16 protein-coding genes are annotated in these 18,169 nt (G+C 51.0%); 2 read left to right on the top strand and 14 right to left on the bottom strand.

From position 1 onward, the window contains the following. The first annotated feature begins 130 nt into the window (after positions 1 to 130). Positions 131 to 1,543: a UDP-N-acetylmuramoyl-tripeptide--D-alanyl-D-alanine ligase gene (locus NWF35_RS04450; RefSeq protein ID WP_301237872.1), complete on the top strand. Its 1,413-nt coding sequence runs from the start codon at positions 131 to 133 to the stop codon at positions 1,541 to 1,543. Positions 1,544 to 1,559: 16 nt separating this feature from the next. Here NWF35_RS04450 and NWF35_RS04445 read toward each other — a convergent pair whose 3' ends face one another. The 6 genes from NWF35_RS04445 to NWF35_RS04420 all read right to left on the bottom strand — a co-directional run bounded on the left by NWF35_RS04445 (position 1,560) and on the right by NWF35_RS04420 (position 6,381). After that, positions 1,560 to 2,342 carry a glycosyltransferase family 2 protein gene (locus tag NWF35_RS04445; protein WP_301237871.1) on the bottom strand — a complete coding sequence of 261 codons (783 nt, stop codon included), beginning with the start codon at positions 2,340 to 2,342 and terminating at the stop codon, positions 1,560 to 1,562. A gap of 1 nt (position 2,343) precedes the next feature. Next, positions 2,344 to 3,261 carry a glycosyltransferase gene (locus NWF35_RS04440; RefSeq protein ID WP_301237870.1) on the bottom strand — a complete coding sequence of 306 codons (918 nt, stop codon included), beginning with the start codon at positions 3,259 to 3,261 and terminating at the stop codon, positions 2,344 to 2,346. A 66-nt stretch (positions 3,262 to 3,327) separates the two neighbouring features. After that, entirely contained in the window at positions 3,328 to 3,783 is a 456-nt protein-coding gene (locus NWF35_RS04435) for a dTDP-4-dehydrorhamnose 3,5-epimerase family protein (RefSeq protein ID WP_301237869.1), read from the bottom strand. Then, positions 3,780 to 4,637 (bottom strand): dTDP-4-dehydrorhamnose reductase, encoded by an 858-nt coding sequence (rfbD, locus tag NWF35_RS04430; RefSeq protein ID WP_301237868.1) that lies wholly within the window; start codon positions 4,635 to 4,637, stop codon positions 3,780 to 3,782. Before rfbD ends, NWF35_RS04435 begins: the two co-directional genes overlap by 4 nt. Next, positions 4,634 to 5,641 carry a dTDP-glucose 4,6-dehydratase gene (gene rfbB, locus NWF35_RS04425; RefSeq protein WP_301237867.1) on the bottom strand — a complete coding sequence of 336 codons (1,008 nt, stop codon included), beginning with the start codon at positions 5,639 to 5,641 and terminating at the stop codon, positions 4,634 to 4,636. Before rfbB ends, rfbD begins: the two co-directional genes overlap by 4 nt. After that, a complete protein-coding gene (locus NWF35_RS04420) occupies positions 5,638 to 6,381 on the bottom strand; it encodes a sugar phosphate nucleotidyltransferase (protein ID WP_301237866.1) in 744 nt (247 codons plus the stop codon). Before NWF35_RS04420 ends, rfbB begins: the two co-directional genes overlap by 4 nt. 387 nt (positions 6,382 to 6,768) lie before the next feature. On the opposite strand from NWF35_RS04420, the gene NWF35_RS04415 reads away from it, so the two are divergent. After that, positions 6,769 to 8,157 (top strand): UDP-N-acetylmuramoyl-tripeptide--D-alanyl-D-alanine ligase, encoded by a 1,389-nt coding sequence (locus NWF35_RS04415; RefSeq protein ID WP_301237865.1) that lies wholly within the window; start codon positions 6,769 to 6,771, stop codon positions 8,155 to 8,157. A gap of 35 nt (positions 8,158 to 8,192) precedes the next feature. Here the strand turns inward: NWF35_RS04415 and NWF35_RS04410 are convergent, their stop codons facing one another. The 8 genes from NWF35_RS04410 to NWF35_RS04375 form a co-directional block, all read right to left on the bottom strand. Then, positions 8,193 to 9,311, bottom strand: coding sequence for a Ger(x)C family spore germination protein (locus NWF35_RS04410; RefSeq protein ID WP_301237864.1), 1,119 nt, complete (start codon positions 9,309 to 9,311; stop codon positions 8,193 to 8,195). Beyond that, positions 9,308 to 10,405 (bottom strand): GerAB/ArcD/ProY family transporter, encoded by a 1,098-nt coding sequence (locus NWF35_RS04405; RefSeq protein WP_301237863.1) that lies wholly within the window; start codon positions 10,403 to 10,405, stop codon positions 9,308 to 9,310. The genes NWF35_RS04410 and NWF35_RS04405 overlap by 4 nt, the downstream gene beginning before the upstream one ends. After that, positions 10,386 to 11,918 (bottom strand): spore germination protein, encoded by a 1,533-nt coding sequence (locus NWF35_RS04400; protein WP_301237862.1) that lies wholly within the window; start codon positions 11,916 to 11,918, stop codon positions 10,386 to 10,388. Before NWF35_RS04400 ends, NWF35_RS04405 begins: the two co-directional genes overlap by 20 nt. A 277-nt stretch (positions 11,919 to 12,195) precedes the next feature. Continuing rightward, positions 12,196 to 13,386, bottom strand: coding sequence for a mannitol-1-phosphate 5-dehydrogenase (locus NWF35_RS04395; protein WP_301237861.1), 1,191 nt, complete (start codon positions 13,384 to 13,386; stop codon positions 12,196 to 12,198). A gap of 1 nt (position 13,387) precedes the next feature. Further along, entirely contained in the window at positions 13,388 to 13,825 is a 438-nt protein-coding gene (locus NWF35_RS04390; protein ID WP_301237860.1) for a PTS mannitol transporter subunit IIA, read from the bottom strand. Continuing rightward, positions 13,822 to 15,987, bottom strand: a complete 2,166-nt coding sequence (locus NWF35_RS04385; RefSeq protein ID WP_301237859.1) for a BglG family transcription antiterminator — start codon at positions 15,985 to 15,987, stop codon at positions 13,822 to 13,824. Before NWF35_RS04385 ends, NWF35_RS04390 begins: the two co-directional genes overlap by 4 nt. Positions 15,988 to 16,042: 55 nt before the next feature. Further along, positions 16,043 to 17,506 (bottom strand): PTS mannitol transporter subunit IIBC, encoded by a 1,464-nt coding sequence (locus NWF35_RS04380; RefSeq protein ID WP_435873832.1) that lies wholly within the window; start codon positions 17,504 to 17,506, stop codon positions 16,043 to 16,045. 282 nt (positions 17,507 to 17,788) lie between these two features. Next, positions 17,789 to 18,169: glycoside hydrolase family 2 protein (locus NWF35_RS04375; RefSeq protein WP_363321552.1), on the bottom strand; the 381-nt coding region annotated here is incomplete at its 5' end.

Raw genomic sequence — 18,169 nt, 5'->3', positions numbered from 1 at the left:
CCTCATCTGCAACCCCTCCTGTACATCTCTACTAAATACTCTTGTAGACGACACACGTCTAGCACTGGAGCGAAACAATCTTCATAACATATAAGACAACAGATCGCTGAAAATGACGAGGTGAATTGATTTGTTTCCTACGACACTAGGAAAATTGGCGCAAATCATAGGTGGGAGACTGCTGCGTGGAAATCCGCGCACTCCCGTGAAACACGCAGTGTATGGACAAACGACACGGCTTCAGCCGGGTGTTGTGTTTTTCGTTCGTACGAATCAGAATGCGGGCAAGCAACTGGCCGCTCTCCGTCAAAAATCGTGTACTGCCGTAGTGGCGCCACCGAGTTGGCAAGCGCGTATCCCGGGACATCACCAGCTGATCGTCACCCCCCACGTGTATCAGGGCTTGTGGAAACTGACACGGTGGCAACGTGAACAATCTCGGGCCATATTCATCGGAGTGACGGGAAGTGCGGGAAAAACGACGACCAAGGAAATGATCGCCTCTATTCTCATGCAGAAATATCGGGTTCTCAAATCCTATGCCAATAACAATCTCGCGCAATCCCTGCCGTACAATCTGATGTATCTCGGCAGACAACACCAGGCCGTCGTGTTGGAAATGGGTATGGCCAGCCTGGGTAACATTCGAATGCAGTGCCAGTATGCCAAACCCTCTATCGGTGTGGTCACCAATGTGGGCGAGGCGCATGTGGGCAGCTTGGGCAACTCCTTGGCCAATGTGGTGCGAGCCAAACAGGAATTGGTAGACGGCATCCGTCCGGGAGGAACCATAATTGTCAACGCCGACGATCGGGGCTCCAGAATGCTCAATCTCAAGCGGTTTCAAAGCCGGATCTTCAACTTTGGTATCCAGCGACCCGCTCAATTTCGCGCCACCCATATCCAATACACGACAGGAGGCATGCGGTTTCGCGTGAACGGTGTCCCTTACGAAATCCCAACATGGGGGGAACACAACGTGTACAACGCATTGGCCGCCATCGCCGTAGCCCGTATCATGAAGGTGCCGACCGCGTCTATCCAGAGAGGGTTGAGACGTTTTCCTGTCCCGTATATGCGTCTGCAGCGGTTACTGGGCGTCCGAAACTATCTTCTGATCAACGATGCGTACAATGCCAACCCGACCGCCATGATCGCCGGATTGCGTGTACTAAAGCAGATTGGTAGCAGTCGACCAACCGTGGCCGTATTGGGGAACATGTCAGAACTGGGTACATTGAGTGTATCCGGTCATCGCAAAGTGGGCCAAACCGTCGCCGCCCTGAAACCCACCCGTCTGATCACCATTGGGTCACTGGCCACCCATATCGCCACCAGCGCGGCCGACCACGGTTATCCAAAAAACCGGATCGCCAGTTTCGGCAGCCAAGCCCAAGCGTATCAGTACATTCTCCAAAGTGTGCCGGCAGGCGCCATTCTGTATTTCAAAGCATCACATAACGCCCATCTGGAAAAACTGGTCAAAAAACTGCGCCCTCCCAAAGCCGCCCGCATGGCCAAACAACGAAAAATACGGAAATGACGGATGGAACCACTCGTCATTGGGGGATGGTTTTGTACAAAGCCCCTCTGGCAGCCGCCTCCGGTGTGATCCCCCATTTGGCGATGAAATACCGCCGGTTCTGCGCCAGGATTTTCTTAAATTCCTCCTTTCCCCTCTTTCGGAACGTCCGACTGCCCAAATGGTGCACATACGTATCGCCCGCGATGACGCAACGGTAACCGGCTAGCCGCGCCCGATAGCAATAATCGTCATCTTCATATGTGCCCACACCGAACCGTTCATCCAACAAGCCAATTCGCTCGGCCAACCCGGCTCGAAACGCCAGGCAAAAGCCGGACAATCGCGGGGAAGTTCGCCATTTGGCCGGATTGCTTCTGTGATGAAATTTCCGGCAAAACGCATGCATCGCTTTGGCTGTAGAAAACCGGACGCGTACCTTTTGTTCCGGGATAACGCGATTAGACAGAGGGCCAACCAAACCGATTCGCGCATCAGACCGCAAAACTGTCAATAGGTTCGCCATCCATCGATGGGAAGGTAATGTATCATTGTTGAGCAATACGATATAGGCACCGTTGGCGGATCGGATACCTTGATTGACTGCGGCGGCAAAGCCGCTGTTGTGGTCATTGCGGATCAGACGAACTTCCGGCATGCGGGCCAGCGCTTCCGCCGACCCGTCTGTCGAACCGTTGTCCACGACGATGATCTCCACTGGGGATGTAGTGTACCGCCGGATGCATTGCAAACATTGGAGCGTGGTATGCCGTTGGTTGCGGGAAGGGATGATGATGGTAGTGGTAGGTGTTTGTTCCACCTCACGCCCCACCTTCCGTTTTCGTCATCAAATACCGCTCGGCGATCGCACGGGCATTTTTCCCGAGATCCCGGGACCATGACGGGTCGGACAACAGTTCGGCAAGATAGCGACGCCATTCGGCACGCCACTGTGCCAGATGCAACACCAAGCCATTGTGCGCATGTCGGACCCATTCCCCGTGATCGCCCAGATCAAATGTCACAACGGGCAGACCGGTTACCATCGCCTCGGCATGTATCGGAGACAGGGACCGGGTGGATGAGGACGCGGTCAACAACCAATCGGCGGCGAGATACAGCGGACATCGTTTTCCAAATGGTACTGGTCGAAACCATGTATACACCACCAGCGATGGGTGCTGATTCCGGGAGACCGATAATTCCTTCTCCAGAAACGAACGTTGCACTTTGGTGGCTTGGGAGACATCCACCACCAACACGTTCCGCTTCTGCCATCCCCGCTCACGACGAACGTCCTTCCTCACACGCAAGCCTTCCTCACTCCAGCGGTGCGGGGTCTCCGCGGAGACGGCCGGGTGACAAATACGGATCGCGTTTTTTGAAAGTTCATTTCGTTTCCGATATTGGTTGCGCAGGTAAAAAGACGGAACACACAAACGGTCGCCTCCTTCCTGCAATGGCAAGTGCTTCGACAGTTGCGCCGTGTAAAACACGAAATCGGCCTGTGGTTGCTGCTTGCGCAAAAGTCGGATTAACCGATGATCCCACAGCCGGAAGGGAACATGGATGCGAACCGGCGCGATACTAACCGCGGCCGGCGGTTTGTCCTTTTGCACCCAATCATCCAGCGCTTTCAGTGTCACGCGGACAGCGTCCTGATCTCGCCCGACGGGTGGAAATGCTGGGAGAGTGTCCTGGTTCACCCACGATGCATCGGGGAGTATCCAGACCTCCATTGCGACACCTCCTTTTCGGCTTCGGCGTGTACGGTCCCATCCATCAAACGAATACTTGCCCGCGCCCTACCGGAAACGAGTTTTCCAATCGAATCCGATATCGGGATCGTTCCAGGGCAAACGCTCCTCATCTGGTCGTTCCCTGTTGTAGACATGGGTCGTCAAATACACGATCACCGCCGGTTGATTTCCCAACACGCGGTAGCCGTGGGCCACGCCTTTGGGGATCAGCAGGACAGAAGGATGCTCCTCCCCCATGTAATAAACATCTGTCTCCCGATAGGTAGGGGACGATTCTCGAAGATCGTGCAACACCACTTGTGCATTGCCCGAGACGAAATGCCACAAGTCGTCCTGCTCCCGATGGTAGTGAAACGCCTTGATCACTCCCGGATAGGACATCGACACCGACATTTGTCCGAACTGACGTAACAAATGCTGATCTTCCCTCACGATCTCCATAAACGTGCCGCGGTCATCGCAATATTTTTCCAGCTTTTGAAATACCACACCGTCGATCATGCCTCTTCTCCCTCCTGTCGATCCCGGAAATATGCCGCCAATCCCTCTCGCCAATCGGGCATGAGCGGGAGCCCCAGTTTGGGAATGCGCTCGGAATGCAAAACGGATACAGCGGGACGGGGGGCTGGACGACCCAATGACGCAGTTGAGATGGGATGCAGGTCAATGTCGGTATACCCGGCGTGTTGCAGGATCGCCGCAGCCAATTGGTACCAGGTGCAGGAGCCTGTATGAGCCGTGTGAAAGATCCCTTGCGCCTGTAAGTGGATCAGCCGATCGATCATTTGTGCCAAATGGCCCGTGTAGGTCGGACAGCCCCGTTGGTCGTTCACCACATGAAGCGGCCCGCCTTCCTTCGCCTTGGAGAGAATGGCGGACACGAAGTTGCGTCCATGCGTACCGTACAACCAGGAGGTGCGCAGGATCATGTGCCGGGGACAACATCTTTGCACCCACCGTTCACCCAATCGTTTCGTGCGACCATATACATTGATGGGACGGGGACGATCCAATTCCGTGTATCCGTCCTTTTTCGTGCCATCAAAGACATAATCCGTGCTGATATACACCAGACGTGCTCCCAGAATGCCGCATGCGGATGCCAACTGCCGCGTGGCTCGTCCGTTGACCCGATGCGCCTCCACCGTATCAGTCTGACTGCGATCCACGTCGGTATAGGCCGCACAATGAACTACGACATCCGGTCTGGTTATTGTCATAATTTTCCAGGTGATGGCCTCATCGGTCACATCCCATTGTGCGCGGGTGTATCCCTTCACTTCATGATGTGCTCTCAACACGCGCACCACATCACGCCCCAGTTGTCCGCCCGCACCCGTTACCAGGATGTTCACCGCCACTCCCCTCCTTCCATTGGACGGCGATATGCCTTGGAACGGACAGCTTCCCACCAATCCTGCTGCCTGCGGTACCATCCAACTGTTTCTTTGAGCCCCCGATCAAACGAGATCATCGGCAGCCACCCCAACTCCTCACGGGTTTTGGACGTATCCAGCGAATATCGGAGATCATGTCCGGGCCGGTCGTCCACATGTTGGATCAAGGAATGCGGTTTGCCAAGCAGGGTGCAGATCCGTCTGGCCACCTCCAGATTGGTGATGGTGTGTTCAGCGCCAATATGATACACCTTCCCTGCTTTTCCGTACCGCCTGACCCGATCGATGGCCACACAGTGATCCCACACATGAATCCAGTCGCGTTCTTGGGAACCATCGCCGTAGATCGGGAGCGGCCGGTTCTCAAGGGCGCGAAGGATCAAGCACGGGATCAGTTTCTCGGGATGTTGGTTGGGACCGTAATTGTTGGTGCAACGTGTGATGACCACCGGCAATCCATAGGTGTTTACATAAGACTGACACAGGAGATCGGACGAGGCCTTGGTGGCGGAATACGGGTTGCTGGGGGCTAGCGGGGAATGTTCTTTTGCCCGTCCTGTTGAGACACTTCCATACACTTCATCAGTGGAAATGTGCACCATTTTTTCGACCTCAGCCTTTTTGACTGCTTCCAACAGGTAGTACGTACCGATGATATTGGAGCGGATAAACATCTCTGCTCCTTCGATGCTGCGATCCACATGTGATTCTGCGGCAAAATGAATCACTTCGTCGATCTTGCGCTGAAATAGCCGCTCCACTGCCGGTTGGTCCGCCAAATCCACATTAACGAACCGGTAACGGGGATGATCCGCGACTTCCGCCAAATTGAGCAAGTTGGCGGAGTAACGCAGTGCGTCGGCGTTGATCACTTCCACATCCGGGTGATACTGGATCAGATAACGGACATAATGGCTCCCGATAAACCCGGCTCCTCCAGTCACCAATATGGTTCGACTCATGTGCCACCCCCCTTTGACCATGTATCCAACCGGATTGCTTGGGACAGTTGGTTGGCTCTCAAAAGTGATGCGGGCGTACCTGCGTCGGTCCACCATCCGCGTAGGATGTCATACGTGAGGATGCTGTGTTGGATGTAGAGGTTGTTCACATCCGTGATCTCCAGTTCTCCTCGGGCAGAAGGAGATAACCTCTGGATGAAGTCGAACACTTGAGCATCATATAGGTATATACCTGTCACACAAAAACGGCTTTTGGGAACACGTGGCTTCTCCTCAATGGACACAACGCGATCCCCGCTCAGCTCAGCCACGCCAAACCTCTCCGGGTGGGCCACTTCTTTGAGCAGCAGTTTGGCTCCTGCTGGTTGGTGTTCGAAGGCACAAACATATGGAGACAAATCGTCTTCAAAAATGTTGTCCGCCAACAGGACCAGCATCCGATCCCCGTTGACGAATTCTTCAGCCATCCCCAGCGCTTGTGCAATCCCGCCGGGTCGATCCTGCACCTTGTAAGTGAACTGTACCCCCCATTCGGTACCGCTGCCCAATAAGCGCACCACATCCCCCATATGCTCAACACCCGTTATGATCAACAAATCGCGGATCCCGCACTGCACCATTTTGGAGATCGGATGATAGATCATCGGATATTGTCCGACCGGCAACAAATGCTTGTTGGTTACCTTGGTTAACGGAAACAAACGAGAGCCCGTGCCGCCTGCCAAAACAATTCCTTTCATAACGTTCCATCCCTCCTCCGGAGCGTGAACACCTCGACTACCTGTTTTCTCTCACACCATGGTATTCTGTCCGGAGATGACCGGTACAGGCGAAAGCCCAATTATGTCCATCATTTCCGTCTGTGTGGAAAATGGGTATCTGCCTGTTCGCCAATCGACCGGGCGGGAATAGAATATAGGGCACTCAGTAGGGTGGGAACGGTTTAGCCAGGGAGTGTCTGTTGAGTCCTGGAGGCGAAGCGTACTTTGCCCGCGTCCAGCACCCTCGGTTCGAGCGGCCTTGGGGTGCTTCTCTAAGGGACGCAGGTAGAGCGAGCCGAGAAGGCGGTGCGGTCGATATGGAAAGTCACGCACCATTCCGTAGAACACCGTCCCCAAGGGGAGGGATTGACGACGAAATCCATCACGTTGGGCCAATTGCTGAACATCGTCGGCGGCACGCTGGTTCGTGGTAAGAGAGATCTGTTGTTGTCGTCGGCCAATTACGGTAAACCCAAATATCTCCGTACCGAGCACCTGTATATCTTCTCAACCCAAAAATCGCAGACCCACCAATTGGACGCGATTCGCCGGGTCGTCCCCAGAGCCGTGATCATTCCCTCATCGGTATCCGCTTCTTCCGTTCCCCTGTCTTCAGCTGTCATCCGTGTGACAGAGCCGTATGTCGCCTTTTGGCGGTTGGCATTGTGGAACTGGAAGCAAACAGCTGTCACAGTGATCGGTATTACCGGAAGTGCGGGCAAATCCACCACCACGGAAATGGTGACTGCCATCTTGTCGCAGACAAGATCGCTCGTCAAAACAATGGGCAACCTCAACACCTTTACGTATCTCCCCTCCTATTTGACCCGCCTTACCCCAAAACATGAATACCTGGTACTGGAAATGGGCATGAAATCGCTCAACAACATCGCCCGCCAATGCAGCGTTGTCCGTCCTGATATCGGTGTTGTCACCAATGTGGGGGAAGCGCACGTGGGCAGTTTGGGAAGTCTTGACACCATCGTTCGCGCCAAACAAGAACTAATCGACGGTATGAATCCCAAAGGGATCCTGTGGCTCAATGCAGATGACAAACGTTCACGCAAACTGAACACACGAAACTTTTTAGGGAAAGTGCACACGTTCGGCATCAATAACACCGCGGATATCCGGGCCAAAGACATCGATCAACGCACCAACGGAATCACTTTCACTGCCTGTTTCGAAGGGAGAAACGTTCCTATCTTCATTCCGACGATCGGCATACACAACGTCTACAACGCATTGGCGGCGATCGGGATCGCCAGATCTCTCGGTAATTCCATCGAGCAAATCCGCAAAGGACTGGCGTCATTTCAACCGCCCCGGATGCGCATGCAACTGCTGAAGGGTACTCGCGACCGATGGTTGATCAATGATGCTTGGAATGCCAATCCTTCGGCGATGGTAGCAGGATTGAAATCGTTTCGTGAATGGGGAAAAAACCGCCCGCATGTCGCGGTGCTGGGGGATATGTTGGAATTGGGAAAGTTGACCCGATCCGCTCATCAGCAAATCGGACGGATCGTGGCTCATCTCCCTTTGACCCAACTAATCACGGTGGGGAAATACGCCAGGATCATCTCCCAATCAGCCATTGAAAAGGGGATGGACCCCAAAAAAGTGTTCCATTATAACTCGACTGCTTCGCTGTTACGCCATTTGAAACAATTGCCCGCCAATGCCGTCGTCTACTTCAAAGCGTCCAGAAAGATGCATTTTGAAAAAGTGATTCGAGCGTTAAATACAGTCTAAGAAAAAGCACACCCGACCAAACGGGTGTGCTTTTTTCAATTAATAATTCCGCTCTCGTCGATTTCCACCTGAACACGCGGGTGAAAACGTACCTTGCGGTAATCCGTCTCCCAATGCAGTCGTTTCCACACATCATGGTGAAACGCGATCAACTGCCGCCCCACACCGAACACGTCACAATTGGCCTGTTGCAGCTTTTGAATGACTTGCTGTGAACTTGCAGTGAAAATGGTGGATAACTGTTTGTTCAATTTTTGTCTGACGGCTTTCTGCGACAGTTCGCCCAATGGATATTCCACGGCCGACACGGTTAGTTTCATGGGAAAATCCACATCGATCAAGTTTTTCGATTTGACCGTCACCTTCATTTTGGGTTCGACCTTATGGACTTCAAACGTGATGTAATTGGACTGTTGGGGATTCTGTTTTTGATCCACTGGTATGGTCAACCTGGCCAATTTTTCTTTTCGACCGGCCATCAACAACATCAACGTCGATTCCTGACGATTGAGCTTTCCCGTCATATGGTGGCCGTGGAACAATGCCGCGCCCGTCACCTGTACGTTTTTCTCTGCCTTTTTGATCATGGGGAGCGTGAAATCCTGTCCATGATCAAACATTACTGGGGCGATCGAACTAAGATTCTCTTTGGGAACGACGGTCATTTGTTCTTCGCCTGCGATCATTTCATCCATCGTTTCTCCGATAAAGTAGGGTCCCACATTATTTAATTGGAGTATCTCACCGGCTTTTCCCTCCGCAACACAGATCCGCGCATTCAAAGCGCTTTTGGGATCTCGGTACAAAACATCCAAAAAAGGATAGATATTTTTCTTGGCCACACTTTCCCCCAAAACGTGTATACGGATTTTGTATGCACTGAGTTTCCCTTTTACCATCGATTGAATTAAGTCACGACTCTCCCGTGTGGTGCGAGCGACCGATTTCATGACCGTATTTAGTTGCTGGGCTCCACCCCCGGTTTCCATCGAGTCGCGTATCGTAACTGTGAACATCAATTTCCCGTCGGGTAAATAATCAAATGCGGTGGAGTAAATCAGACGGTCATCTTTAATGAATTCCATATCCCAACAACCGGGGAGTATCATTAACAAAACGATCAAAAACACAAGGGTGTTCCGCCGCTTACTCATGCCGTGTTCCCCTTTTCCTGTTTCCGAAAAACCAAGGAAATCAATAAGAACAGCAAAGGCAATCCATAGACGAAGGCATAACTAGCCCAGGAAACGATTTGGGTAAAGAGTCTGCATTCATCCGGACCTTCAGGGATTAGTGCCAAGATGAAACTGATGATCGCAGTATAGTAAACGGCCCTACGGTGATTGCCGCGATGAAAATAATGACCAAAACCACTGGAGGCCAAAAACAAATAATTCATGTACGACGTGGCCACGATCACCATCCAGATAGACAAAAAAAGCAAATCTACCCGTTCCACCACCCTGTACGAAAAAGCTTTCAACATATACGGGATGGGTTCCGGAATCATCGCCAATTCCATGGGACTGAATACGATCAGTGCGATAAACACCATAAAACTGTACAACAAGGTGGTTAATGCATTGCCCGCGGAAGCGGCTTTCAACTTTCCGTCCGCTTTTCCCTCCACGAAAGGATAAACAACCAACAGCAACTCAAATCCCAATAGAGAAATAATCACTTTGTTGGAACCGAGAAAGATTTTTCCCCAACCCGCTTCGGTAATTGGTAACATGTAAGTGAAGTTGACAATGGTAAAAGCATTCAACGCGATCAACACAATCAACACAATCAAGACGGTGGCAAAGACGTAAAATCGTGTTATCTTCCGCAAACTTTCGATGACCAGATACACGCTGGTGATCACAATGAGGGATAGGGTCGCCCACCTTGGTGTCAAGGGGAAAATCCATTTATTAATTAAACTCTCGAATAAAATGAGTACCAACGTGGCCATCAAAATGAAGAAAAAAATATAGGCGAAATTGAAGAAACCGCCGATCCACTTTCCGAAAATCTTGGGCAAATACTCATACATGGTCAGATTGGGAAACCGCTTGCACAAGGCCCATATGATCAAAATGGCCAACTGAACAACAACCCCCCCAATCAAAACGGAAATCCAAGCACCACCTTTGGCCACAGCTTGCACGTCATGAGGCATCGACAAGATACCTACCCCGACTTGAGCTTGGATGATGTAATAAAATAATTGACCTTGGGTAATCCTACTGCTTTCCTTGATCATCCTTTTTCCACCTTCTGGAGCTGTCATCTTCCTGTTTCATCCGTTGCGGGTGCGGATCGTGCGGCCGTTGGTTCATCTTCCAAACGGGCATGCGCAAAATCGTGTCTTTCATATCCTTCAAACGCATGGGAGCGGCTGGCGCAAAATAAGGCGTTCCAAATGATACCAGTTTAATGAGATGGATCACCACCAACATCGTCCCGAATACGATCCCGATAAAACCGAAAAATGACGCCGCAATCATCATCGGAAATCGAATGATTCGTATGGACGTGCTCATTTCATTGGAAGGCACTACAAAAGACGAAATGGCAGTCAGTGCCACGACAATGACCATGGTGTATGAAACCAATCCCGCACGTACAACAGCGTCCCCCATCACCAAACCGCCTACGATACCGATCGTCTGACCGACAGGACTGGGCAGGCGAATCCCCGCTTCGCGAATCAGTTCCAACGATAGCTCCATCAATAACGCTTCCAATATGGGTGGAAACGGGACTCTGTCCAATGTAGCTCTGATGGTGTATACCAAGTCCACCGGCAATACTTCCGGGTGAAACGAAACCACCGCGATATATATCGCCGGTAATTGAATTGCCAACAAAAAACTGGCTAAGCGGATCATCCGCACAAACGATCCAACCCACCACCGGCTGTGGAAATCATCAGGTGATTGATAAAAGGCGAACAAGGTCACGGGAAGGATCAACGCTGTTGGGTCCCCCTCGGACAACAGCACCACACGCCCTTCCATCAAATGAGCCATTGCCCGGTCGGGACGTTCCGTGTTCAAACTTTGCGGAAACGGAGACCACGGATCATCCTCCATAAATTCCTGTATAAATCCCGGGTTTATTATGGTGTCGGTAGAGATCGAGCAAATTCGTTTATCCACTTCTTTAATTAAATCAGGGTTGGCCAGGTTTTCCATATAAACGATCGCGATTTTTGTTTTCGTTACTTTTCCAACATTGTAGTAGCGAACTACTAGATGACGGTTCTCGATTCGCGTGCGTAACTGATACAAATTAACCGTTAAATTCTCGATAAATCCACTGTGCGGACCGCGTACCACCCGTTCGTTGTCTGGCTCCTCAATACCACGATTATGTGAGGTACGGGTATCCATCACATAACAAACCGCATCCCCCTCCACGATGATGACAGTTTGTCCCTGTACCAGCTTGTCGACGACGCTCCTCAAATCTTCTTGTTTTTCGACATGTGCGGAAGTGATTACATCCTGAACATCTCCTTCCTTTTCACGAACGATCGGGAAGAGTATCTCTTTTTCGATGCGGTCCGTATCGGCCAATGATTCCAAATACAAAATCATCATCTGTTTTCCTTGAAACGTGATGGTCCGATGCTTCAGATCGTTGGTATGAAACAACATCTCTTGAATAAATCTGTGGTTCTCCTCCAGCGTTGGGAAGACGGGTTGCTTTTCCCGCTTCGGTAACTGTTGATTACGACGTCTTCTGTTTCTGCCCGACCGAAAAAAAAGCATCGTCTGTCCCTCCTCGTCGATTCTTTTTCAGCGTGCCCAATCACTCCAAAATCATGCAATCCCACCTGATTTCAGTGGTTGATTCCATCTTCTGGATAGATGGAATGTTTAATGTATTTTAGTTGTTTGTGTTGCAAACTTGTTTAGGATAAAGATAGTTGCTCAAAAATAAGGGGCTGTTCCCCCACTGACTTGGCGTGAGGTAACAGCCCTCAAATTTTACCTGTGTGATATTGATTTGTAAGATGCAAACGAAAAAACTTCATATCCTTTCGATTCAATGGGTGTTTCTTTCCGCCGCTCGACGGTGAGAAGGTAGAACTTCCTTTAACCAACGTCCTTGTCCCAAGACCAGCTGCACGAGTTCCTCTTCCCGAGAAAGGCCCGCGTATTCACTAAGCGCACCTTCAATTCCTTTATGGGCGATCGTTTGCTGCAAGCGCACCGCCTCTTCGTCACCTTCATAGTCGTAAGCAAGGGCGGCAGCGATGCCGATCGCTAGGTTTTCCGGCTTTTTCCCTTGGGTAAGCAGCTGACGGGCAGGGCCGACCAAGCGATCGTTCGCTCCAAGTTTGCGAATCGGCGAGCGAGCAACGCGCGTTACATCGTCGGAGATATACGGATTTTGGAAGCGTCCGATAATCTTTGTGATATAAGCTGCATGCGCTTCAGGGTCAAAGCCATATTTATCGATGAGTAACGATCCCGTTTCGTTGAGGGCCTTTTGCACGATCTCCCTGATAAACGGATCGTCGATCGCTTCTTTAATCGTAGAATACCCACAAGCAAATCCCAGATAAGCGGTGATGGCATGACCCGTATTTACGGTGTATAATTTCCTTTCCAGATAAGGGGTTAAATCGTCCACGCATGTCATGCCCCGCACAGGCGGCTGTTCACCCTTGACCTTGGTCCCATCGACGATCCATTCGTGATAAGGCTCAACAGCGACGGTGAGAGGATCGTCATGCGTTTGGTTGGGGACGATGCAGTCGACGGCGGCATCAGGAAATCCGAAACGCTGTGAAAACAGCACTTTTTCTTGTTCCGTCACGTGTTTGTACACGTTTTCCCGCAAGAGAGAACTGGCGGCAATCATGTTTTCACATGCGATGACATTCAGCGGTTTTTCCGTCTCACGAATCCTTTTTTGCAGCCCTTCAGCAATGAGACTGGCGATCAATGGTAACACGTTTGGTCCCACGGCCGTCGTCACCAGATCCGCGCGCGCAATCATCGCCACGACCTTTTCTCTATCTGTCTGGCTATTGATCGCCCAGACGTTTTCAATTTCCAACTCTTCTCTCGGCTCTCCAGCCTGTACAAGGCGGTACGACCGCTTTTGGTTTAACGCCTCGACCAGCTCATCGTTTATATCGATGAAACATACTTCGTATCCGGATTGCGCCAGCAAGGCACCGATAAACCCTCTCCCGATATTGCCTGCTCCAAAATGCACAGCTAGCATCTCAGTTCACCTCGGCAAAAAACGAAAGAAGTTCTTCCTTCGTTTTGGAATTTACTATTTTTTCCACATTTTCTGGTTCGGAACATACAATGGCTATTTTTGAAAGAATTTCCAAATGTTCGTTATCTTTTCCGGCGATCCCAATGACGAGTTTGGCCACATTGTTCCCGCCAAAATCCACACCTTCCGGGATTTGTACGATCGAGATTCCGGAAGCTTTCACCGCCTTTTTCGCATCTTCCGTGCCGTGGGGAATCGCCACATGATTGCCGATATAAGTGGACGTCAGTGCTTCCCGTTCCAGCATCTTCTCGATATATGCTTCCTCGACAAAACCGTTGTCCACCAGCAATTGGCCGGCGAGTTTTATCGCACTTTCCTTGTCATCCACCCTTGCGTTCAGGATGATCGTATCTTCGGAAAGGACTGGTTTCGTCATCGTTTGTTTCCTCCCAAAAAACATCCTTCTTCTCCTCTCAACTCAAATTGATCCCTTAAAAACTGATGAAATCTTTCACTGAGGTACGAGGCGATCGCTTCTTGGTCTTGTGACTCGAATAATGCCATGCTCTCTTCACTTTCGATTATCAACGCGCTGATGTGACTTAACACTTCCAATGCTTTTTTCGACGTTTTCTCAGGCGAGAGCATGAGCAATAGCGTTCTCGTCCGCGTCTGTGTATCATCCATTGCCCGGATTGGAAGGGGATTTTTCCATCCCCAGATTGTAAAAGAAGGCTTGCGCACATATGGGCTTCTTGCATGGAACAAAGCGAGGGAAGAACCCGGAATACCGAGTCCCCGCATCCTTTGTCGTTCCAGCAAAACTTCGGCCACCGCCTCCGGGTCTTCGATCACTCCCTGTCGCTGCAACTCACAGCAGGTGATCCTCAGCACATCCCCAATGTGATGCGGATCCTCACAGATCGTCAGACGAAAGCCTTCCAGGACGATGCTGATGATTCCGGAATACTCGTGTATGTCCTGAAAAGGAATGTGATATTTTCGATTTCCCTCGCCTGACACCCTGTTTGACGCTTTTTCTTCACTGACGGAAGTCCTGTTGATCGAATTGCTGCGCCGTACCGACCGTCTGCTTTCGATCCAAGCGCGGATATTTTTCACATCGTTCTCCGTCAGCATCGGGTTGACCAAGATATACTCCTTTGCAAAACCCGCCAAGGGGATCGTAGAGATGATCACATCATAATCGTCCAAGTTGATGGATGTCAGGTCAAAGACTGACGCGTAGTGCAACCGTTTGATTTCCGGAAGCTCCTTTTTGATCCTTGTCGCCAGCATCTTCGAAGAGCCGATGCCACTGGAGCAGAGGATCAAAGCGTGAATTTCCTTTAGCTCGTTCATTCGTTCAAGGCTGGAGGCGAAATGCAAGACGAGATATCCGATCTCCGCCTCCGGGATGGACAAAGCAGGGAAAACTTCTTCCACACCCGCACTGACGATCGAGAACAATTCGCCGTAATCCCGTTTGATTTCTTCCAGCAGCGGGTTGTAGATACCCAACTTCTTCTTAACCCGATAAATCGCGGGTTGCAGATGGGTGAGCAGTCCTTGGAATAAGGATGGGTCAGCCTGCAAGTCGACATTTGTTCGTTTGCTCACATAGTCGATCAGGTCCCGAGCTTGCAGAGCGAGGAGAAAATTGACATCATCCAGATCAAGATCCAGTGCGTTTCTCAGTTTCGCCCCTTTCAAATGCATTGCGATATAACCGACTTCCGCTTCGGGGATCTCCAGGTCCAATGCTTTGCGCAACTTGTCAATGATTGCTGACGCAATTTGGTATTCTCCCGTTTTCTTCAAGGCCTCGAGAGAATGCGAGTCCATATCGATCTTTTCGTTTTTCCGCAGACGCTCGAGGGCGAGCGCGAGGTGGACGACGAGGCCGATGTATGCGCTGTCCGACAGGGCGTACGGCAATTCGCCTCTGATTTCCTCCACCGCTTTCTCCGCGATCATGAGCTTTTCTTTTTCTACAAACCCGAGCAAACGTTCGGAAACCGTTTTTACCTGCTGGGCTGATTTTCTTTGAATTTGGTTGCGGAGGTACGCCAGCACGTCCACCTCAGTCATGTTTTCCATGATCAGGCTGCTTATTGCCCGGCGCTTAGCCATCTCTGAACCGGAGACTTGCACACCGTAACCCCGCTTGCGAATGAGAGAAAGGTGAAACGACGCCAACCAATCATTCACTTTCGTCAAGTCATGGCTGACCGTCGCCACCGTCACGTTTAATTCGTTCGCCAGGGCGACCAGCTTGACTGGTTTTTCCGAAGCCAACAGCGAACACAAAATGATCGTCTGTCTTTCTTCTGGCGTAAACTCGGGATGCGATGCATTGTAGAGGGAAAGCTCCAGTTCTTTCTTTTTTTCGGTAGGACCCTTGATCTTGATCCCGATCCCCGTTCTTTTATCCAGCGAGAGACCGAACGTCTCTAATATATCTGCCACGTTTTTCAGATCCCGGTGCACCGTTCTTTCGCTCACCTGAACCTCAGCCGCGATCTCCTTGACCGTCATTTCTTCTTCTCGGTCGAGCAACAGTTGCAGGATTTGCCGTTCTCTCGCTGATACGTACATGGGCAGATCACTCCAATGAGCGGCCCCACACTGAGACCGCTCGCAGTCTTGCTTCTCACGATGTTTCGTCACTGTTATGTTTCAAACGTTCAACCAGTTCATCGTATTTCGGGCTGTTCAAGAAGTTTTCCACGGAAATGTGGGTCGCCTGCGGCAATTTTGCCTTCGCCCGCTCCGTCAGATCCTTGTGGGTGATCACGATGTCGGCGTCATCCGGCAACTCGTTGATCGAAGTATTCGTTACTTCGATATCCAGACCGGCCTTCTGCATCTTATTGCGCAAGATCGAAGCTCCCATCGCGCTGGAACCCATGCCCGCATCACAGGCGAAGACGACTTTTTCCACTTTCTTTTTCGTGATAGCGCCCACCAATGCTTCAGCGGCCGCACTTTTCTTCCCTTTCAATTCTTCCATCTTCTCCGTCGCTTTCATCAAGTCTTCCTCATTCTCGTCTCCTTTGCTCCGCTCCAAGATGAGGGATGCGACGAGGAACGAGACGAGTGCACCGACGAAGATACCCGCCAATACACCCAGATAGTTCCCTTTCGGCGTCATCGCTAACAAGGCAAAAATGCTTCCGGGTGAAGGCACGGCCACCAGACCGGCATGGAACAATGTAAAGGTGAACACTGCGCTGACACCGCCAGCGATGACGGCCAGGATCAACAAGGGTTTCATCAGGATGTACGGAAAATAGATTTCATGAATGCCGCCAAAGAATTGGATGACGACTGCCCCAGGTGCGGATTGCTTCGCCATCCCTCTGCCAAACAGCCAGTACGCGAGCAAAATGCCGAGACCCGGCCCCGGGTTCGTTTCAAGCAAAAAGAGGATCGATTTTCCCGTTTTCGCTGCTTGTTCAACCCCCAGCGGGCTCAAAACCCCATGGTTGATTGCATTGTTTAAAAAGAGCACCTTTCCAGGTTCGATGAAAATATTCGCCAAAGGCAATAGCCCGGCATTTACGATTACTTCTACCCCGGCAGCAAGCGTTTTGTTCAACGCCAGAACGACGGGTCCGATCGCCTGATAAGCGAGTAGCGTCAAAATCCCGGCGATGATCCCGGCAGAAAAGTTATTTATGAGCATTTCGAAACCGGAACGAACCTTTCCGCGGATCAGCTCGTCGAATTTTTTGATGGCAAATCCGCCGAGGGGACCCATGATCATCGCGCCCAAGAACATGGGAATATCCGTTCCGACGATCATTCCCATCGTCGCAGTAGCACCGACGACACCGCCCCGAACATCATAAACCATTCTCCCACCGGTGAAGCCGATCAACAAGGGCAATAGATACGTGATCATCGGCCCGACAAGCTTCGCCAGATGTTCATTTGGCAGCCAGCCGGTTGGGATAAACAAGGCGGTGATCAATCCCCAAGCGATGAACGCACCGATATTCGGCATGATCATGCCACTCAAGTAACTGCCAAACCGCTGAATCTTCACTTTCAGCGATTTTTCGTCCTCACCTGCAGAAGACAGGGGCGGGAACGCATTTTCGTTGCTATTCATGATGACTCCCTCCCTTTAATCTCGACGACAAGACCAACTGGAAATGAATCATATCACGACAGAGCGAAATGTTGTTGACAATATTAAAATTAACGATCCACTATTCGTTGGATCCCGCTCATTTCATTTTGACCAGATAGTCTTATCACCTGTATTTTAAAGCGCTTTCAATACACTCGCAACATTGATTTTGTCATCTTTGTTATTGACATCTTTTAAATATGTTGCTGACAAAAGGCACGCGATATGCGTGCCTCATCAATTGAAAGGATATCAGCGATCTCAATCATACTCCGTAAGCGATGCGTTCAGCGCAGAAACCCTCAACTCGTCAAAAGTCACTTCCTTCCCTTCCAGATGGCCGATCTCAATCGTCCGGGACGTTCCCGGTAACAGATCAAAATAATTGTCGCTAAACGTCAGCATTTCTCCGGGAAGCTCGATTTTAACGAAACGGGCCAGCCGCTCCGTAAAAACCGTCACACGTTGCCGCTTTTCATCCGCCATTACCCGCAGCACCGTCTCCGGCAGCCCGAGTTCCTTCTGGTCGCGCAGGTAATAGATGTTGTCCGGTGTCACCCCCTGAGCGGAACGCAAGCAAACGACCACCTGGTTTGCGGGACGACCTTGTAAAATTTCTTTCTCCGTCAACCTGGCAACCCG

Source organism: Polycladomyces subterraneus, assembly GCF_030433435.1.
Taxonomy (GTDB): Bacteria; Bacillota; Bacilli; order Thermoactinomycetales; family JIR-001; genus Polycladomyces; species Polycladomyces subterraneus.
Note: the sequence above shows the minus strand (reverse complement) of the source record. Positions and strands in the feature narration are given on the sequence as shown.